At 65.0% G+C, this 12,992-nt stretch carries 14 protein-coding genes; 13 read left to right on the top strand and 1 reads right to left on the bottom strand.

Translation table 11 applies throughout. The features are described 5' to 3' along the window. Positions 1-24 precede the first annotated feature (24 nt). From SL003B_RS15825 to SL003B_RS15790, 8 genes are all read left to right on the top strand, one after another. On the top strand, positions 25-468 hold the full coding sequence (locus tag SL003B_RS15825) for a nuclear transport factor 2 family protein (protein ID WP_013653870.1): 444 nt from the start codon (positions 25-27) through the stop codon (positions 466-468). Between the two features lie 182 nt (positions 469-650). Next, complete coding sequence (locus SL003B_RS15820) at positions 651-1,883, top strand: gallate dioxygenase (RefSeq protein ID WP_013653868.1); 1,233 nt, start codon at positions 651-653, stop codon at positions 1,881-1,883. A gap of 62 nt (positions 1,884-1,945) precedes the next feature. Next, positions 1,946-3,154 (top strand): ABC transporter substrate-binding protein, encoded by a 1,209-nt coding sequence (locus SL003B_RS15815; RefSeq protein WP_013653867.1) that lies wholly within the window; start codon positions 1,946-1,948, stop codon positions 3,152-3,154. Between the two features lie 2 nt (positions 3,155-3,156). After that, positions 3,157-4,020, top strand: coding sequence for a branched-chain amino acid ABC transporter permease (locus SL003B_RS15810; RefSeq protein WP_013653866.1), 864 nt, complete (start codon positions 3,157-3,159; stop codon positions 4,018-4,020). Next, entirely contained in the window at positions 4,017-4,970 is a 954-nt protein-coding gene (locus SL003B_RS15805; protein ID WP_013653865.1) for a branched-chain amino acid ABC transporter permease, read from the top strand. The genes SL003B_RS15810 and SL003B_RS15805 overlap by 4 nt, the downstream gene beginning before the upstream one ends. After that, positions 4,967-5,725, top strand: a complete 759-nt coding sequence (locus SL003B_RS15800) for an ABC transporter ATP-binding protein (RefSeq protein WP_013653864.1) — start codon at positions 4,967-4,969, stop codon at positions 5,723-5,725. Before SL003B_RS15805 ends, SL003B_RS15800 begins: the two co-directional genes overlap by 4 nt. Beyond that, the gene (locus tag SL003B_RS15795; protein WP_013653863.1) at positions 5,712-6,407 is read left to right on the top strand and encodes an ABC transporter ATP-binding protein; all 696 of its coding nucleotides are present in this window, start codon (positions 5,712-5,714) and stop codon (positions 6,405-6,407) included. The genes SL003B_RS15800 and SL003B_RS15795 overlap by 14 nt, the downstream gene beginning before the upstream one ends. 28 nt (positions 6,408-6,435) lie before the next feature. After that, positions 6,436-7,254, top strand: coding sequence for a creatininase family protein (locus SL003B_RS15790; RefSeq protein WP_013653862.1), 819 nt, complete (start codon positions 6,436-6,438; stop codon positions 7,252-7,254). 51 nt (positions 7,255-7,305) lie between these two features. Here the strand turns inward: SL003B_RS15790 and SL003B_RS15785 are convergent, their stop codons facing one another. Continuing rightward, complete coding sequence (locus SL003B_RS15785) at positions 7,306-8,217, bottom strand: helix-turn-helix domain-containing protein (protein WP_013653861.1); 912 nt, start codon at positions 8,215-8,217, stop codon at positions 7,306-7,308. Between the two features lie 209 nt (positions 8,218-8,426). On the opposite strand from SL003B_RS15785, the gene SL003B_RS15780 reads away from it, so the two are divergent. The 5 genes from SL003B_RS15780 (at position 8,427) to SL003B_RS15760 (ending at position 12,981) form a co-directional block, all read left to right on the top strand. Then, on the top strand, positions 8,427-9,650 hold the full coding sequence (locus SL003B_RS15780; RefSeq protein WP_013653860.1) for an amino acid ABC transporter substrate-binding protein: 1,224 nt from the start codon (positions 8,427-8,429) through the stop codon (positions 9,648-9,650). 74 nt (positions 9,651-9,724) lie between these two features. Further along, positions 9,725-10,600, top strand: a complete 876-nt coding sequence (locus SL003B_RS15775; RefSeq protein ID WP_013653859.1) for a branched-chain amino acid ABC transporter permease — start codon at positions 9,725-9,727, stop codon at positions 10,598-10,600. After that, a complete protein-coding gene (locus tag SL003B_RS15770; protein ID WP_013653858.1) occupies positions 10,597-11,550 on the top strand; it encodes a branched-chain amino acid ABC transporter permease in 954 nt (317 codons plus the stop codon). The genes SL003B_RS15775 and SL003B_RS15770 overlap by 4 nt, the downstream gene beginning before the upstream one ends. Continuing rightward, positions 11,547-12,281 (top strand): ABC transporter ATP-binding protein, encoded by a 735-nt coding sequence (locus tag SL003B_RS15765; protein WP_013653857.1) that lies wholly within the window; start codon positions 11,547-11,549, stop codon positions 12,279-12,281. The genes SL003B_RS15770 and SL003B_RS15765 overlap by 4 nt, the downstream gene beginning before the upstream one ends. Next, the gene (locus SL003B_RS15760; protein WP_013653856.1) at positions 12,268-12,981 is read left to right on the top strand and encodes an ABC transporter ATP-binding protein; all 714 of its coding nucleotides are present in this window, start codon (positions 12,268-12,270) and stop codon (positions 12,979-12,981) included. Before SL003B_RS15765 ends, SL003B_RS15760 begins: the two co-directional genes overlap by 14 nt. Positions 12,982-12,992 lie beyond the last annotated feature (11 nt).

The following is a 12,992-nucleotide window of genomic DNA, read 5'->3' as shown; positions in this document are numbered from 1 at the left end:
GAACGCTGCACGGGAAACGGGCTCATGCAACGCGCTGAAGACGAGTGGGCGATCGAAAGGCTGCTGCGACGGTTCGCTCTGCTGAACGATGCCGGAGACCACGACGCGCTTGCGGCGCTGTTCACGGCAGATGGCGGCTTCGCCCGGCCGTCCGCGCCCGACGCGGTGATCGAGGGACGGGCGGCTATCCTCGCCGCCTTCCAGGACCGCCCAGGGCGCCTCGCGCGGCACGTCGTCTGCAACGCTGTCGTCACATGGCGCGGCGCCGACGAGGCGGAGGTGCGCTGCTACAGCCTGCTGTTCGCCGCTGCGGAAGAGGGCGGTGCCCGGCTCTCGGTCGGAAGCTTCGATGATGTCGTCGTGCGGCAGGAGGGCGTCTGGCTGTTCAAGGCGCGCCGCGGCAGGATGGTCCTGGATGGACTTGCGGTCCCGTCTGCGCGGACCCTGCACGCGGCTCTGCCGGGCTAGATTTGCCGATAGGCCGTCGCGGCTTCGAGGCGACGGCCCCACTGACGTCCTCTCCCGGGCGTCGTTACGACCGGTCTGAGCAAAAGACCAGACGACGGGTTCCGCACGGAGGCCGAACGGGGATGTTTGCGCTCGGTCATGCTGCCCGGGAGGAGCGCAACTGTTGATGAAGGAGTATGGAAATGGCTCGGATTATCGGTGGCATCGGTTCCTCGCACGTGCCGACGATCGGTGTCGCATACGATAAGAACAAGCAAGACCATCCTGCATGGGCACCGCTGTTCAAGGGCTTCGAGCCGGCCTTCAAGTGGCTGGAAGAGAAGAAGCCTGACGTTCTGATCGTCTTCTACAACGACCACCTGAACGCGTTCTTCTACGACCTCTACCCTACCTTCGCCGTCGGCGTCGCCGAGCAGTACGACGTGGCCGACGAAGGCGCCGGGCGGCGGCCTCTGCCGATGCTGCCAGGTCATCCGGGCCTGGCGCGCCACATTGCCGAACAACTGGTGAACGACGAGTTCGACCTGTCGGTGTTCCAGGACCGGCCGCTCGACCACGGCGTCTTTTCGCCCTTGCCGCTGCTGTGGCCGCACGACGACAAGTGGCCGGGCGCAGTAATCCCGATCGAGGTCAACGTGGTGCAGTATCCGCTGCCGACGGCGATGCGCTGCTTCAAGCTCGGCCAGGCGTTGCGCCGAGCGGTGGAGTCCTATCCCGAGGACCTGACGGTTGCCGTCGTCGGAACCGGTGGCCTGTCGCATCAGATCCACGGTGAACGCACCGGCTTCAACAACACCGAATGGGACATACGCTTCATCGATCTGATCGAGAAGGATCCGATGACGCTCGCGAGGATGAAGCATGTCGACTATATCCGCCTCGGCGGCGCGGAAAGCGTTGAGGTCATCATGTGGCTCGCCATGCGCGGTGCGCTGAGCGACGACATCACAAAGGTCCACCAGAACTACTATCTGGCCACGACCACGGCCATGACCGTGCTCGTCTTCGAGGAAAACGACCCGGCTGCCGACACCGGCAGGACGGCGATCCGGACCGGCAATCCCCAATTGGAAGGAGCTTCGGAGATCGAGGGCACCTACGTCTTCGACATCCAGACCGCGACGAAGCGCATCAACCTCAACCGCTTCTTCTGGAACATGAAAAATCCGGAGTTTCGGGCCACTTTCAGCGCGGACGAGGCGGCAGCCTGCCGCAAGGCCGGTCTGACGCCCGAAGAGACGAGAATGGTCGCCGAGCGGGACTGGATCGGCCTCGTTCGGTACGGGGCCAACTTCTTCGTTCTGGAGAAATTCGCCCGCCTGGTCGGCGAGACCAATCTCGAAGTCTATGCCGAAATGCGCGGCGAAACCTTCGAGGAATTTCTCGCGACCCGTCAGGTGCCGGACGCCCGCTAGTCCAGCGGACCCGGCCCTCAACAACAATAAAACGTGCAGCCATCTTCAGCAGGAGAACAGTCATGTCCAGCAGAAATATCCGTGTCCTGGCGTCGTCCAGACGCAGCTTCCTCGCCGCCGCCTCGCTTGCCGGCATTCTTGCCGTTGTGCCCTCCCTTGCCGCGCAGGCGCGCGACTTCGTGGTCGGCACGGTTCTACCCCTCTCCGGAACCTTCGCGGATCAGGGCCGTCACTACGAGGACGGCATGAAGGTGTTCCAGAAGATCCATGGCGATACCGTTGGCGACCTCACGGTCCGGTTCGTGGTGCGAGACGACCAAGGACCGGGCTCGGGCGATCTCGCCAGGCGTTTGACGCAGGAGCTGATCCTGCGCGAGAAGGCTGACATCATCGTCGGCTACAGCTTCACCCCGAACGCGATGGCAGCCGCGTCCCTCCTGACGGAGGCGAAGAAGCCGGCGATCGTGGTCAATGCCGCGACCTCCAGCATCACGGAAAAGTCGGAGTATTTCTCCCGTATCTCCTTCACCATGCCGCAGATTGCCGGCACGCTGGGCAAATGGGCGGCGCAGAGCGGCATCAAGATCGCCTATACCATCGTGTCCGACTACGCGCCTGGGGTCGACGCGGAGACCTGGTTCATCAAGAGTTTCGAAGAGAACGGCGGCAAGATCGTCGGCTCTGCCAGGACGCCGGTGGCGGAAATGGAATATGCGCCGTTCCTGCAACGCGCCATGGAGGCCAAGCCGGAAGCACTCTTCGCCTTCAACCCCGGCGGCGACGTGTCGATCGCCTTCATGAAACAGGCGGGCGAGCGTGGCGTGAAGGAAGCGGGCATCAAGCTGATGGTGACCGGCGATGTCGTCGACGACAATCTGCTTCCCGCCATGGGCAATGCCGTCGACGGCGTGATTTCGGCCTGGCACTACCAGGCCGACCTCGACAATCCGGCCAACGCCCGTTTCCTGGCCGGATATCGCGAGGTGTTCGGGGCCGGAGCGGTGCCGAGCTACCGGTCGATGCAGGGTTACGACGCTATGGCGCTGATCTACCATGCGCTTGAGAAGACCGGCGGGAAGACCGACACGGACTCGCTGATGGCCGCCATCAAGGGTGCTCGACTCGACAGCCCCCGCGGTCCGATCGTCATCGATCCCGAAACCCGCGACATCGTGGAGAACATCTACATCCGTCGCGGCGAGATGAAGGACGGCAAGTGGGCGAACGTTTCCTTCGAAACGATCGAAGCCGTCAGGGACCCGGCGAAGTAACCATGTCGGGCGCCCTCACCGTCGTCGTGGACGGCATCGCCTACGGGATGCTGCTGTTCCTCTTCTCCATCGGACTGTCGATCACGCTCGGCCTGATGCGTTTCGTCAATCTCGCCCACGGCGCGTTCGCCATGTGCGGGGGATATGTGGCGGTGATGCTGCTCAACCGGTTCGGCGTGCCGTTCTTGCTCACCTTGCCCGCAGCCTTCGTGGGTGCCGGGTTGATCGGGATGGTCGCCGAACGCACTGTGATCCGGCATGTCTATGGCATGCCGGAGCTCCGGCAGGTCCTGTTCTCGATCGGCCTTGCCTTTGCGGCAGGGGCGATCGCGAACATCCTGTTCGGTCCCCAGCAGCAGCCGGTGCTGCTGCCTGCCGCACTGACCATGCGGATCGAAGTGTTCGGCGTCGGAACCACGGTCTACCGCCTGTTCGTCACCTTCTGCGGCATCGTCGCCGTGGTCGGACTGACCTACCTGTTCAACAATACGCGCTTTGGAGCCAAGGTGCGGGCTGCCGTCGACAGCCGCCGTACGGCCGAGGGCATCGGCATCAACGTCGACCGCCTGTTCGTGATGGCCTTCGGTCTCGGCGCTGCTTTCGCGGGTCTCGGCGGCGCACTCGGCGTCGGCATCGTCGGGCTCGATCCGAGCTTTCCCTTCAAGTACCTGGTCATCGTGCTGATGGTCGTGGTGATCGGAGGGCCCGGTTCGATCCTCGGCTCCTTCGCGGCGGCCAATTTCCTCGGCGTGACCGATGCAGTGTTCAAGTACTTGGTGCCGGAGGTCGGCTCCTTCGTGATCTACGGACTGCTTGTGCTCGTGCTGATCTTCTTCCCCAAGGGCCTTGCCGGGAGAACCCAATGAAGCTGCTTCCCAATGGCGGTCTCGGGCTGGTGTTGCTCGTCGCGGCCGCGCTTGCCAGCCATGTCCTGTTCCCGTTCTATCTCGGACTCATCTCCTCGTTGTTCATCCTGGCGATCTTCGCGCTGTCCTATGATCTGCTTCAGGGCTACGCGGGCGTCGTCTCGCTTGGTCATGCGGTCTATTTCGGTATCGGCGCCTATACCAGCGCGACGCTCAGCAACCATGGTGTGAACGAGCCGGTGCTCGGACTGGTTGCCGCACTGGTCGTCAGTGGCGCTGTCGCCGGTATTCTGGCCCGCATCGTCGTGGTCGGCACCGACCTCACCCGCCTACTGGTCACCCTCGGCATCGGGTTCCTGTTCCATGAGGCGGCCAACAAGGCACACTGGCTGACCGGCGGTGCCGACGGCAAGTCCGACTTCACGGTCGGTCCCGTGCTCGGTCTGTTCCAGTTCGACTTCCTCGGACGGACCGCGTTCTTCTACACGCTGGCGGTTCTTGTGCTGGTCTATCTGCTGCTCTTGCGCATCACCAGTTCTCCATTCGGGCTCGCCCTGCGCGGGATCCGGGAGAATGCCGGGCGCATGCCGGCAATCGGCGCGTCGGTCTCGCGCCATCTCGCTGTCACCTACGTCATGTCCGGCGCCATCGCTGGCGTCGCCGGCGCGCTGCTGACGCAGACGAGCCAGTTCGCCTCGCTCGACATGCTCGGCTTCGAGCGGTCTGCGGAAGTCGTCATCATGACCGCGCTCGGCGGCACCGGCAGCATCCCGGGCGTCGTACTCGGCGCTACCGCTTTCGGCTATCTCAAGGATGCGCTTTCCGCGCTCAGCCCGAAATACTGGCATCTGGGGATCGGCGTCGTCCTCATGGTATCCGTGTTCGTACTGCCCGACGGCATAGCCGGCTCGGGAGCCAGGCTCATGCGGCTCGTCAGGAGGAAGCCTTGAAACCGGCCATCGAAACATCGGGGCTTACGGTCAGCTTCGGCCATTTCACCGCGGTCGACAACGTGAGTCTGTCGGTCGCCTCTGGAGCCCGTCACGCCCTGATCGGCCCGAACGGCGCCGGCAAGACCTCGCTGGTCCATGCCCTGACAGGGGGCCTCCCAGCCTCCGGCACGGTGGCCATTGCAGGTCAGGACGTGTCGCGCATGCCGCAGAACACGCGGGTGCGCTGCGGCCTGGCGCGCACCTTCCAGATCAACCGGCTGTTCGCCGGTCTGACCGTGCTCGAAAACGTCAGCCTCGCCATCTTTGAACGCGACCGCAAGACCAGCAACTTCTGGGGCGTGGCCGCTGCCGACCGCCAGGTCGCCGAGGAGGCGAGAGATCACATCGCCTTCGCCCATTTGGAAGATTACGCCGACCATCGGGTGCATTCGCTTCCCTATGGAGTTCAGCGGCTGGTGGAGATCGCGATCGCTCTAGCCACCAGGCCACGCGTCCTCGTTCTCGACGAACCGGCAGCCGGCGTTCCCGCGGCGCAGAGCGAGGCGATTTTCGAGCGCATCAACGCGCTGCCGCGGGATCTGACGTTGCTGTTCGTCGAGCACGACATGAACCTGGTGTTCCGGTTTGCCGAGCGCATCACCGTGCTGGTCGGAGGCAAGGTTCTGACCGAGGGGACGCCGGCCGAGATCTCCGGCGACGAGCGGGTGCGCGAGGTATATCTGGGACGCAGGGGGCATCATGGCGCTGCTTGAGATTGAGACCCTGACCTCGGGTTACGGCGAGGCCATCGTCCTGGAGGAGATGAGCCTTGCCATCGCGGAGAGCGAAGGACTGGCCGTGCTCGGACGCAACGGCGTCGGCAAGACCACCTTGATGCTCGCCATCATGGGGCACATACGCCAGTTTGGCGGCACTGTGCGCTGGTCGGGCAGGGACATCTCCCGCCTGCCCGCCAACGCGCGGGTTCATCTCGGCATCGGCTGGGTGCCGCAGGAGCGCGACATCTTCAAGTCGCTCACCGTCGAGGAGAACCTGATGGTCGCCGAACGCGTCGGGCGTTTCGATGCTGCTGCAATCTACGATCTGTTTCCTCGGCTGCGCGAACGTCGCCGGAACATGGGCGACAAGCTGTCGGGCGGCGAACAGCAGATGCTGGCGATCGGGCGTGCGCTGATGACCAATCCGAAGCTGCTCCTGCTCGATGAACCGTTCGAGGGTCTCGCCCCGATCATCGTCGAGGAACTGGAAGACACGATCCGGCGTCTCAGGCGCGATTACGGCTTTGCCACGGTGATCGTGGAACAGCACGCCGAGGATGCGTTGCGACTGAGCGACCGGGCCATCGTGCTCGACCGCGGCCGCATCGTGCTGGAAGGTCTGGCCCAGGATTTGCTCGACGACTTCGACAGCGTGCAGAGGTGGATCGCCGTCTAGGATCAATCGAACGCGGAGGACCGCTGGAATGGCAGGCGAAGACATGTTTGCGGACACGCTGGCGGAACTGACCGCATCGCAGGTACAGGAGGCTGCCCGTTCGGGAGCGGCCGCGCTGCTGCCGGTCGGTGTGATCGAATGCCACGGTCCGCACCTGCCGACCGGCACCGATGCCTACACCGCCCTGAAGCTGTGCCAGCTGACCCGACGCTATGCCGCGGAGCTGGGCCGTCGCTGCGTCATCGCTCCACCCTACTACTGGGGCATCAACGGAATTCTCAACGAATTCCCCGGCAGTTTCCGCATCCGTGCCGAAACGGCGGCGGCGCTTCTGAGCGATGTTATCGGCTCGCTGTTCGCCAACGCGTTCCAGGACGTGCTCATCGTTAGCCACCATGGCGATCGGCTGCACAACGAGATGATCCGGGACGTCCTGACCGAACTGCACGTGCAAGGCCACACCAGGGCGCGATGGCTCTATGCACCGTTTCGCTGGCGCATGTTCGAGCGCCTCGGGATGAGCGGAGAAGAGCCGATCTGGGTACCCTGGGCGCCGACGCCGGCGCTCGACGACTTCAAGGTGACCGGCATCCTCGGCGTGCATGCGGACGAATACGAGACCGCGGCGATGGTCCGCTTCTTTCCCGATACCGTCGATTACGACGCCCTGCGCGGCCTTCCGCCGACTCGACTGACACTCGAGGACCTGCAGGACTGGCGCAAGGGCGGCGAAGACGCGAAACGGCTGACCCCGGACGGCTACTTCGGTGCGCCCAATCCGATCGATCCCGAACTGTGGCGCCACTACGACGAAACCGCGCGCGTGATGGCCAGAGCAATTCTGTAGGACATGGATCCGCGACGACGTGGATCCCCCGGTTCTTGCGTGCCCGAAGGGTCACGGCCATTCGGCGAAGTTCGGTCGGTGGATCGGCATCCGGCCCTCGGCCTTGCGCACGCGCCCCGGCGGTCTGCCGGTCTCGCGCTTGAAGAAGCGGTTGAAGTAGCCGGGATCCTTGAACCCCAAGGCATCGGCGATCTCCGTAACCTGGAGGTGGGATTCCGCCAGCAGCGTCTCAGCCTCGATGACCAGCCGTTCGTGGAGCAACTCCAGCGGCGTGCGGCCGGTCGCGCGTTTGACCGCGCTGGTGAGCCGAGCACGCGACACGCTGAGAAAGCGGGCGTAGTCGGCAACCGTCCAGTGGTCACGCAGGTGCAGTTCCATCAGATGCAGGAAGTTGCGCACGATAGTGCGCGGAGCCGCCTGTACCTTCAGGGGCTGGGGACTGGAGATGCGCCAGAGTGCCATCAACACCAACACGAGATGATGACGCGCCGCCTCCTGGGCGCCGGGCTGCCCCGAGCGCAGTTCCTGGCCGACTGCTTCGATCGATTGGGCGATGTCCAGGGCCAGCGCCGGAGTGAGGCGCGTGCCGATGATCGGATGGAACAGCGCGTCCCGGACCTGACGGCCGACCGGGCCGGAGGGGACCGCGCGCCCGAGCGCCAGTTCCGGCACCGTCAATGCCGCCCCGCGTGAGCCGGACTTCAGTTTCAGCCGCGCGGGCCGGCCGGCCGGCAGCCACAGCGCGCAGGGTCCGGTCAGCGGCAGGAGCGTGGCGCCCATGTCGAGCTCTCCTTGTCCGGTCACCAGAATAAACGCGCGATTGCGCGTGCCGCGCAGCGTCCAGGCGACCGGCGACAGTGCGGTGTGGATCGACACCGCTTCCGTGTCCGGGAGCACTTCGATGGCTTGCGGCTGGCCGGGCACCAGGATCCCGCGGCCGCGGCTGTCGAGAAGAGGATCCATAGTGTCTCCCTGCGGATGAGCCTGCCCCAGCTTACGGAGTTCTACGTGGAAGAAGGCACTGTAATCGATCAAAAGTACATTTTCTTTTTTAAAAAGTCCATTTTTCGGTATACGCAACCGTCTACCCTAGGAGCAAGGACAGGCATGCGGGATGCAGCCTGATCCGGTCGCCGCAGTTCCAACGACGGCGGGACAAGGGAGGAATCATCATGACCACTGGAAAGGGTAGGCTGCGCCTGCCGACACTTGCCATGCTTGCGGCCGCTGCCGGCCTTGCCGCCACCGGCGCCTTCGCGCAGGACCAACGCACATCCGTCAAGATCGGATATGCCGTCTCCATGACCGGCCCGAATGCCGGCGGAGCGGGCATGACCACCATTCCCAACTACAAGCTCTGGCTATCCGACGTTGCCGCCAACGGTGGGCTCGAACTGCCCGACGGGTCCAAGCTGCCGGTCGAGGTGATCGAGTACGACGATCGTTCCAGTGCCGAGGAAGTGGTGCGGGCGGTCGAGCGTCTGGCCGGCCAGGACAAGGTCGACTTCATCCTGCCGCCCTGGGGCACCGGTTTCAACCTTGCCGCCGCGCCGTTGTTCGACCGCTACGGCTACCCGCAACTCGCCGTCTCCTCGGTCACCGACAAGGCGCCGGAATTCGTCAAACGCTGGTCGAAGAGCTTCTGGTTCCTCGGCGGCGGTCGCGATTATGCCGGTGCGCTCGCCAAGCTCGTCGCCGATCAGGTCGAGCAGGGTGCTGTCAATTCCAAGGTGGCTATGATCTCGGTGGCCGACGGGTTCGGCATCGATCTGGTGACAGCGGCCCGTCCGGCTTTCAAGGACGCCGGGCTGGAGGTCGCCTATGACCGCACCTACCCGGTCGGCACGCAGGACTTCACCGCGTTGCTGAACGAGGCGGCTGCCTCGGGTGCCGACACCTTCGTCGCCTTCTCCTACCCGCCCGACACCTTTGCCATGACCCAGCAGGCGCAGATCGCGTCGTTCAACCCGAAGATCCTGTATCTCGGTGTCGGAGCAGGTTTTCCGACCTTTGGCCGGAACCTTGGCGACAAGGCCGAGGGCGTCATGACGCTCGGTGGGATCGACATCACCAACGAGCGCAACATGGCCTATCGCGAACGCCACAAGGAGTTGAACGGTGAGTATCCCGACCTGTGGGGCAGCGTGATCACCTATGCCAGCCTGCAGATGCTGCAGGAGGCCATCAAGCGGGTCGGCCTCGACCGTGACGCGGTTGCCAGGGAACTGTCGACCGGCACCTTCGACACGGTGCTCGGCGAGACCAGGCTTGAGGACAACCAACTGCGCCAGCTCTGGCTGGTCGGTCAGTGGCAGAACGGCCATCTCGTGGGCGTGGAACCGGCCGATCGTCCGGGCGCGTCGAAGCCGGTCCTGCCGAAGAAGCCCTGGAACTGAGCGCAAGAGGCCGGCGCGGGCAATTCTGTCGTGCGCCGGCCATGGCCTGCCGGCCGGACGCTCCTGGAGACCGAATGACCCTCACGACCGCACTCATCGCGGGCCTCGTGCTCGGCGGCACCTATGCGCTCGTCGCCATGGGCCTGACGCTGCAATACGGCATCGCCCGCATCATGAACCTTGCCTACGGCGACATGATCATCACCGCTGCCTTCGCCGCCTTCGTGCTGCAGGGCGCCCTGGCCGTCAACCCGATCCTCGGGCTCGCCCTGGTCGTGCCCGGCGGCTTCGTCTTCGCCTATTCCGTCTATCGGCTGATTCTTGCCCCGCTGGTCCGGCGCGCGCCGGACCGTGGTGCGCTTGAGGTGGATTCCATCCTGACCACCTTCGGCCTGCTGTTCGTCGTGCAAGGCGTGCTGCTGGTGATCTTCGGCAGCAACTACACGAGCTACAGCTTTCTCAACGTACCGGTCGACGTGCTTGGCGCTCCGATCGCCGCCAACCGGCTGATCGCGTTGGTGCTTGCCCTGGTGATCGGCCTGTCCTTGTACCTCCTTCTGACCCGCACCCGCTGGGGTACGGCACTTCGTGCGGTGGCCGTATCGCCGCAATCGGCCGGCCTGGTCGGCATCGATGTCAATCGCGCCGCTGCCTTTGCCTTCGCGCTCGGCGGCGGGCTGGCGGCGGCCGGCGGCGTCGTCATCTCCATGTACCAGACCTTCACGGCGACGGGGGGCGTCGTGTTCACGATGAAGGCGCTGATCGTCGTCATCATGGGTGGCGTCGGAAACCTGCTCGGCGCACTGATCGCGGGTCTGCTGCTCGGGGTGGTCGAGACCCTGGTGTCGACCTATGCCGATCCGGGCCTGACGCTCGCGGCCACCTACACCATCTTCCTGGTCGTGCTCCTGTGGCGGCCCCAGGGACTGTTCGGGCGGGCCATGCGATGAGAACCACCTTCGGCATTGCCGCCGTCGCGGCGGTCTTCCTGGCGCTGGCCTTGGCGCCGTTTCACCTCGGTACCTACGGCGTCGGCTTGCTGATCGGCCTGACTGGCTACGTCACGCTGGCCAGTGCGTGGGCGCTGTTCTCCGGACCGACGCGGTTCGTCTCGCTGGCCACCGTCGCCTTCTTCGGCATCGGCGCCTACACCACCGCAGTGCTCTACGAAGTGCTGCCGCCGGTGCTTGTCCTGGCCGTGGCCGGCCTGATCGGCTTCATCGTCGCGCTGGTGGTCGGCTTGTCGACCCTGCGCCTCGCCGGTGTCTATTTCGTCATCTTCACCTTCGGCTTGGCAGAGCTCGTGCGGCAGCTGGTCACATGGTACGAGGTCAACGTGACCGGCACGCTCGGCCGCTACCTGTTCGTCGATTTCGGCCCGGAAGTCGTCTACTGGCAGTTGCTCGCTCTGTGTGCCGTCACCATCGGCCTGTCGTTCCTGATCCAGCGCAGCCGGCTCGGCCTTGCCTTGAAGATGATCGGCGACGACGAGGTCGTGGCCGAGCACTGCGGTCTGCCGACGGCGCGGGTCAAGCTGGCGCTGTTTGCGGTCAGCTCGGTCATCATCACGCTGGTCGGGGCGATCCAGGCGCCGCGCTGGACGTATATCGAGCCGACCATCGTCTTCAATCCGACCATCTCGTTCCTGACGCTGATCATGGCGCTGCTCGGCGGGGCAGGGCGGCTGTGGGGGCCGGTAGTCGGCGCCGTGCCGCTGTTCCTGCTGTTCGAATGGCTGTCGGCAAACTTCCCGAACCACTATTCGATCATCCTCGGCCTGCTGTTCATGGCCATCGTCTTCGTGCTGCCGCGCGGGGTTCTGGAGTTCCTGGAGGGCCTTGTCCGGCGGCAGCGTTCTGGCCGCAGGGAAACCCCGTTCAAGGGCGAGGTGGCGTCATGACCGCGTTTCTGGACATCGCCGACCTGTCCAAGCGCTTCGGCGGCCTGACCGCGGTCAACCATGTCTCGTTCTCGCTTGGGCGCGGCGAGGTGGCGGCGCTGCTCGGGCCGAACGGTTCGGGCAAGACCACGGTGCTGAACATGATCTCCGGCCTGCTGCCGGTTTCCGGCGGGACGATCACGCTCGCCGGCAGGCGCTTGACGGGCCTGCCGGCACATCGGATCGCCCATGCCGGCGTGGCGCGCACCTTCCAGCTGGTCCGGGTTATGCCGTCGCTCAGCGTGACGGAGAACATTCTCGCCGCGATCCTGTTCCGCACCGGTGCTCCCTCCGAGCGCGAGGGTCGCGAGGAAGCGCAGGCTCTGCTGGCCGAGGTTGGCCTGGATGGCCGGGGCGCAGAAGCCGCCGCCAGCCTGACCTATATCGACCAGAAACGCATGGAACTCGCCCGTGCCCTGGCCGCGCGTCCGCAACTCCTCCTGCTGGACGAATGGCTCGCCGGCCTCAATCCCTCGGAGTTGCGCATCGGCATCGATCTCATTGCCAGGCTCAACGCCCGCGGTATCACCATCCTTCTGGTCGAGCACGTCATGGATGCGGTGCGGGCCTTGTGTCCGCGTTCGGTGGTGATGAACGCCGGCAAGACGCTGGCCGACGGGGCAACAGCCGACGTGCTGCGGGATCCCGAGGTCGTGCGCGCCTACCTGGGAGCTGCCCATGCTGTCTCTTGAAGGCCTCTCGGTGCGCTACGGCAAGCACCTTGCCCTCGACTCCGCCACGATCCGCGTCGACAAGGGAGAGACGGTGGTGATCCTCGGCGCCAACGGCGCGGGCAAGTCGAGCCTGCTCAAGGCGATCGCCGCAATGGTGCGTCCGGATGCGGGCGCGCGGATCGATTTCCTCGGCCGCTCGTTGATCCAGTTGCGTCCGCATCAGGTCCTCGAAGCGGGCATCGCCCTGGTGCCGGAAGGCCGCGGCATCTTCGCGGAACTGACGGTGGAGGAGAATCTTCTGCTCGGCGCCTATGCGGCCCGGGCACGGGCCGGAGAAGCACGCCAGCGTGCCTTCGTGTTCGATCTGTTTCCCCGCCTCGCCGAACGGCGTGGCCAGTTGGTGGGCACTATGTCCGGAGGCGAACAGCAGATGGTCGCCATCGGCAGGGCGCTGATGTCGAGTCCGGACCTTCTGATGCTCGACGAGCCTAGCCTCGGTCTTGCGCCGGTGGTGGTCGGGGAACTGTTCGAGGCACTCGGACGGGTGCGGGATGCGGGCATCGCGCTGCTCCTGGTGGAGCAGAACGTGACCATCAGCCTCGGCATCGCCGAGCGCGGCTACCTCATGGAGGTCGGGCGCATTGTCGGCGAGGGAAGTGCCACAGCCCTGAAGGAAGACCCGGCCGTCCAGCGGGCCTTTCTCGGACTGACATCGTGACTATGAGACCA

This window comes from Polymorphum gilvum SL003B-26A1 (assembly GCF_000192745.1).
GTDB lineage: Bacteria > Pseudomonadota > Alphaproteobacteria > Rhizobiales > Stappiaceae > Polymorphum > Polymorphum gilvum.
This window is presented reverse-complemented; position numbering and strand designations above follow the sequence as displayed.

Coding starts and splice junctions, on each gene's coding strand:
- SL003B_RS15815 (WP_013653867.1), top strand. CDS start 1,946: ATGTCCAGCAGAAATATCCGTGTCCTGGCGTCGTCCAGACGCAGCTTC.
- SL003B_RS15790 (WP_013653862.1), top strand. CDS start 6,436: ATGGCAGGCGAAGACATGTTTGCGGACACGCTGGCGGAACTGACCGCA.
- SL003B_RS15795 (WP_013653863.1), top strand. CDS start 5,712: ATGGCGCTGCTTGAGATTGAGACCCTGACCTCGGGTTACGGCGAGGCC.
- SL003B_RS15760 (WP_013653856.1), top strand. CDS start 12,268: ATGCTGTCTCTTGAAGGCCTCTCGGTGCGCTACGGCAAGCACCTTGCC.
- SL003B_RS15820 (WP_013653868.1), top strand. CDS start 651: ATGGCTCGGATTATCGGTGGCATCGGTTCCTCGCACGTGCCGACGATC.
- SL003B_RS15825 (WP_013653870.1), top strand. CDS start 25: ATGCAACGCGCTGAAGACGAGTGGGCGATCGAAAGGCTGCTGCGACGG.
- SL003B_RS15805 (WP_013653865.1), top strand. CDS start 4,017: ATGAAGCTGCTTCCCAATGGCGGTCTCGGGCTGGTGTTGCTCGTCGCG.
- SL003B_RS15785 (WP_013653861.1), bottom strand. CDS start 8,217: ATGGATCCTCTTCTCGACAGCCGCGGCCGCGGGATCCTGGTGCCCGGC.
- SL003B_RS15770 (WP_013653858.1), top strand. CDS start 10,597: ATGAGAACCACCTTCGGCATTGCCGCCGTCGCGGCGGTCTTCCTGGCG.
- SL003B_RS15810 (WP_013653866.1), top strand. CDS start 3,157: ATGTCGGGCGCCCTCACCGTCGTCGTGGACGGCATCGCCTACGGGATG.
- SL003B_RS15775 (WP_013653859.1), top strand. CDS start 9,725: ATGACCCTCACGACCGCACTCATCGCGGGCCTCGTGCTCGGCGGCACC.
- SL003B_RS15780 (WP_013653860.1), top strand. CDS start 8,427: ATGACCACTGGAAAGGGTAGGCTGCGCCTGCCGACACTTGCCATGCTT.
- SL003B_RS15765 (WP_013653857.1), top strand. CDS start 11,547: ATGACCGCGTTTCTGGACATCGCCGACCTGTCCAAGCGCTTCGGCGGC.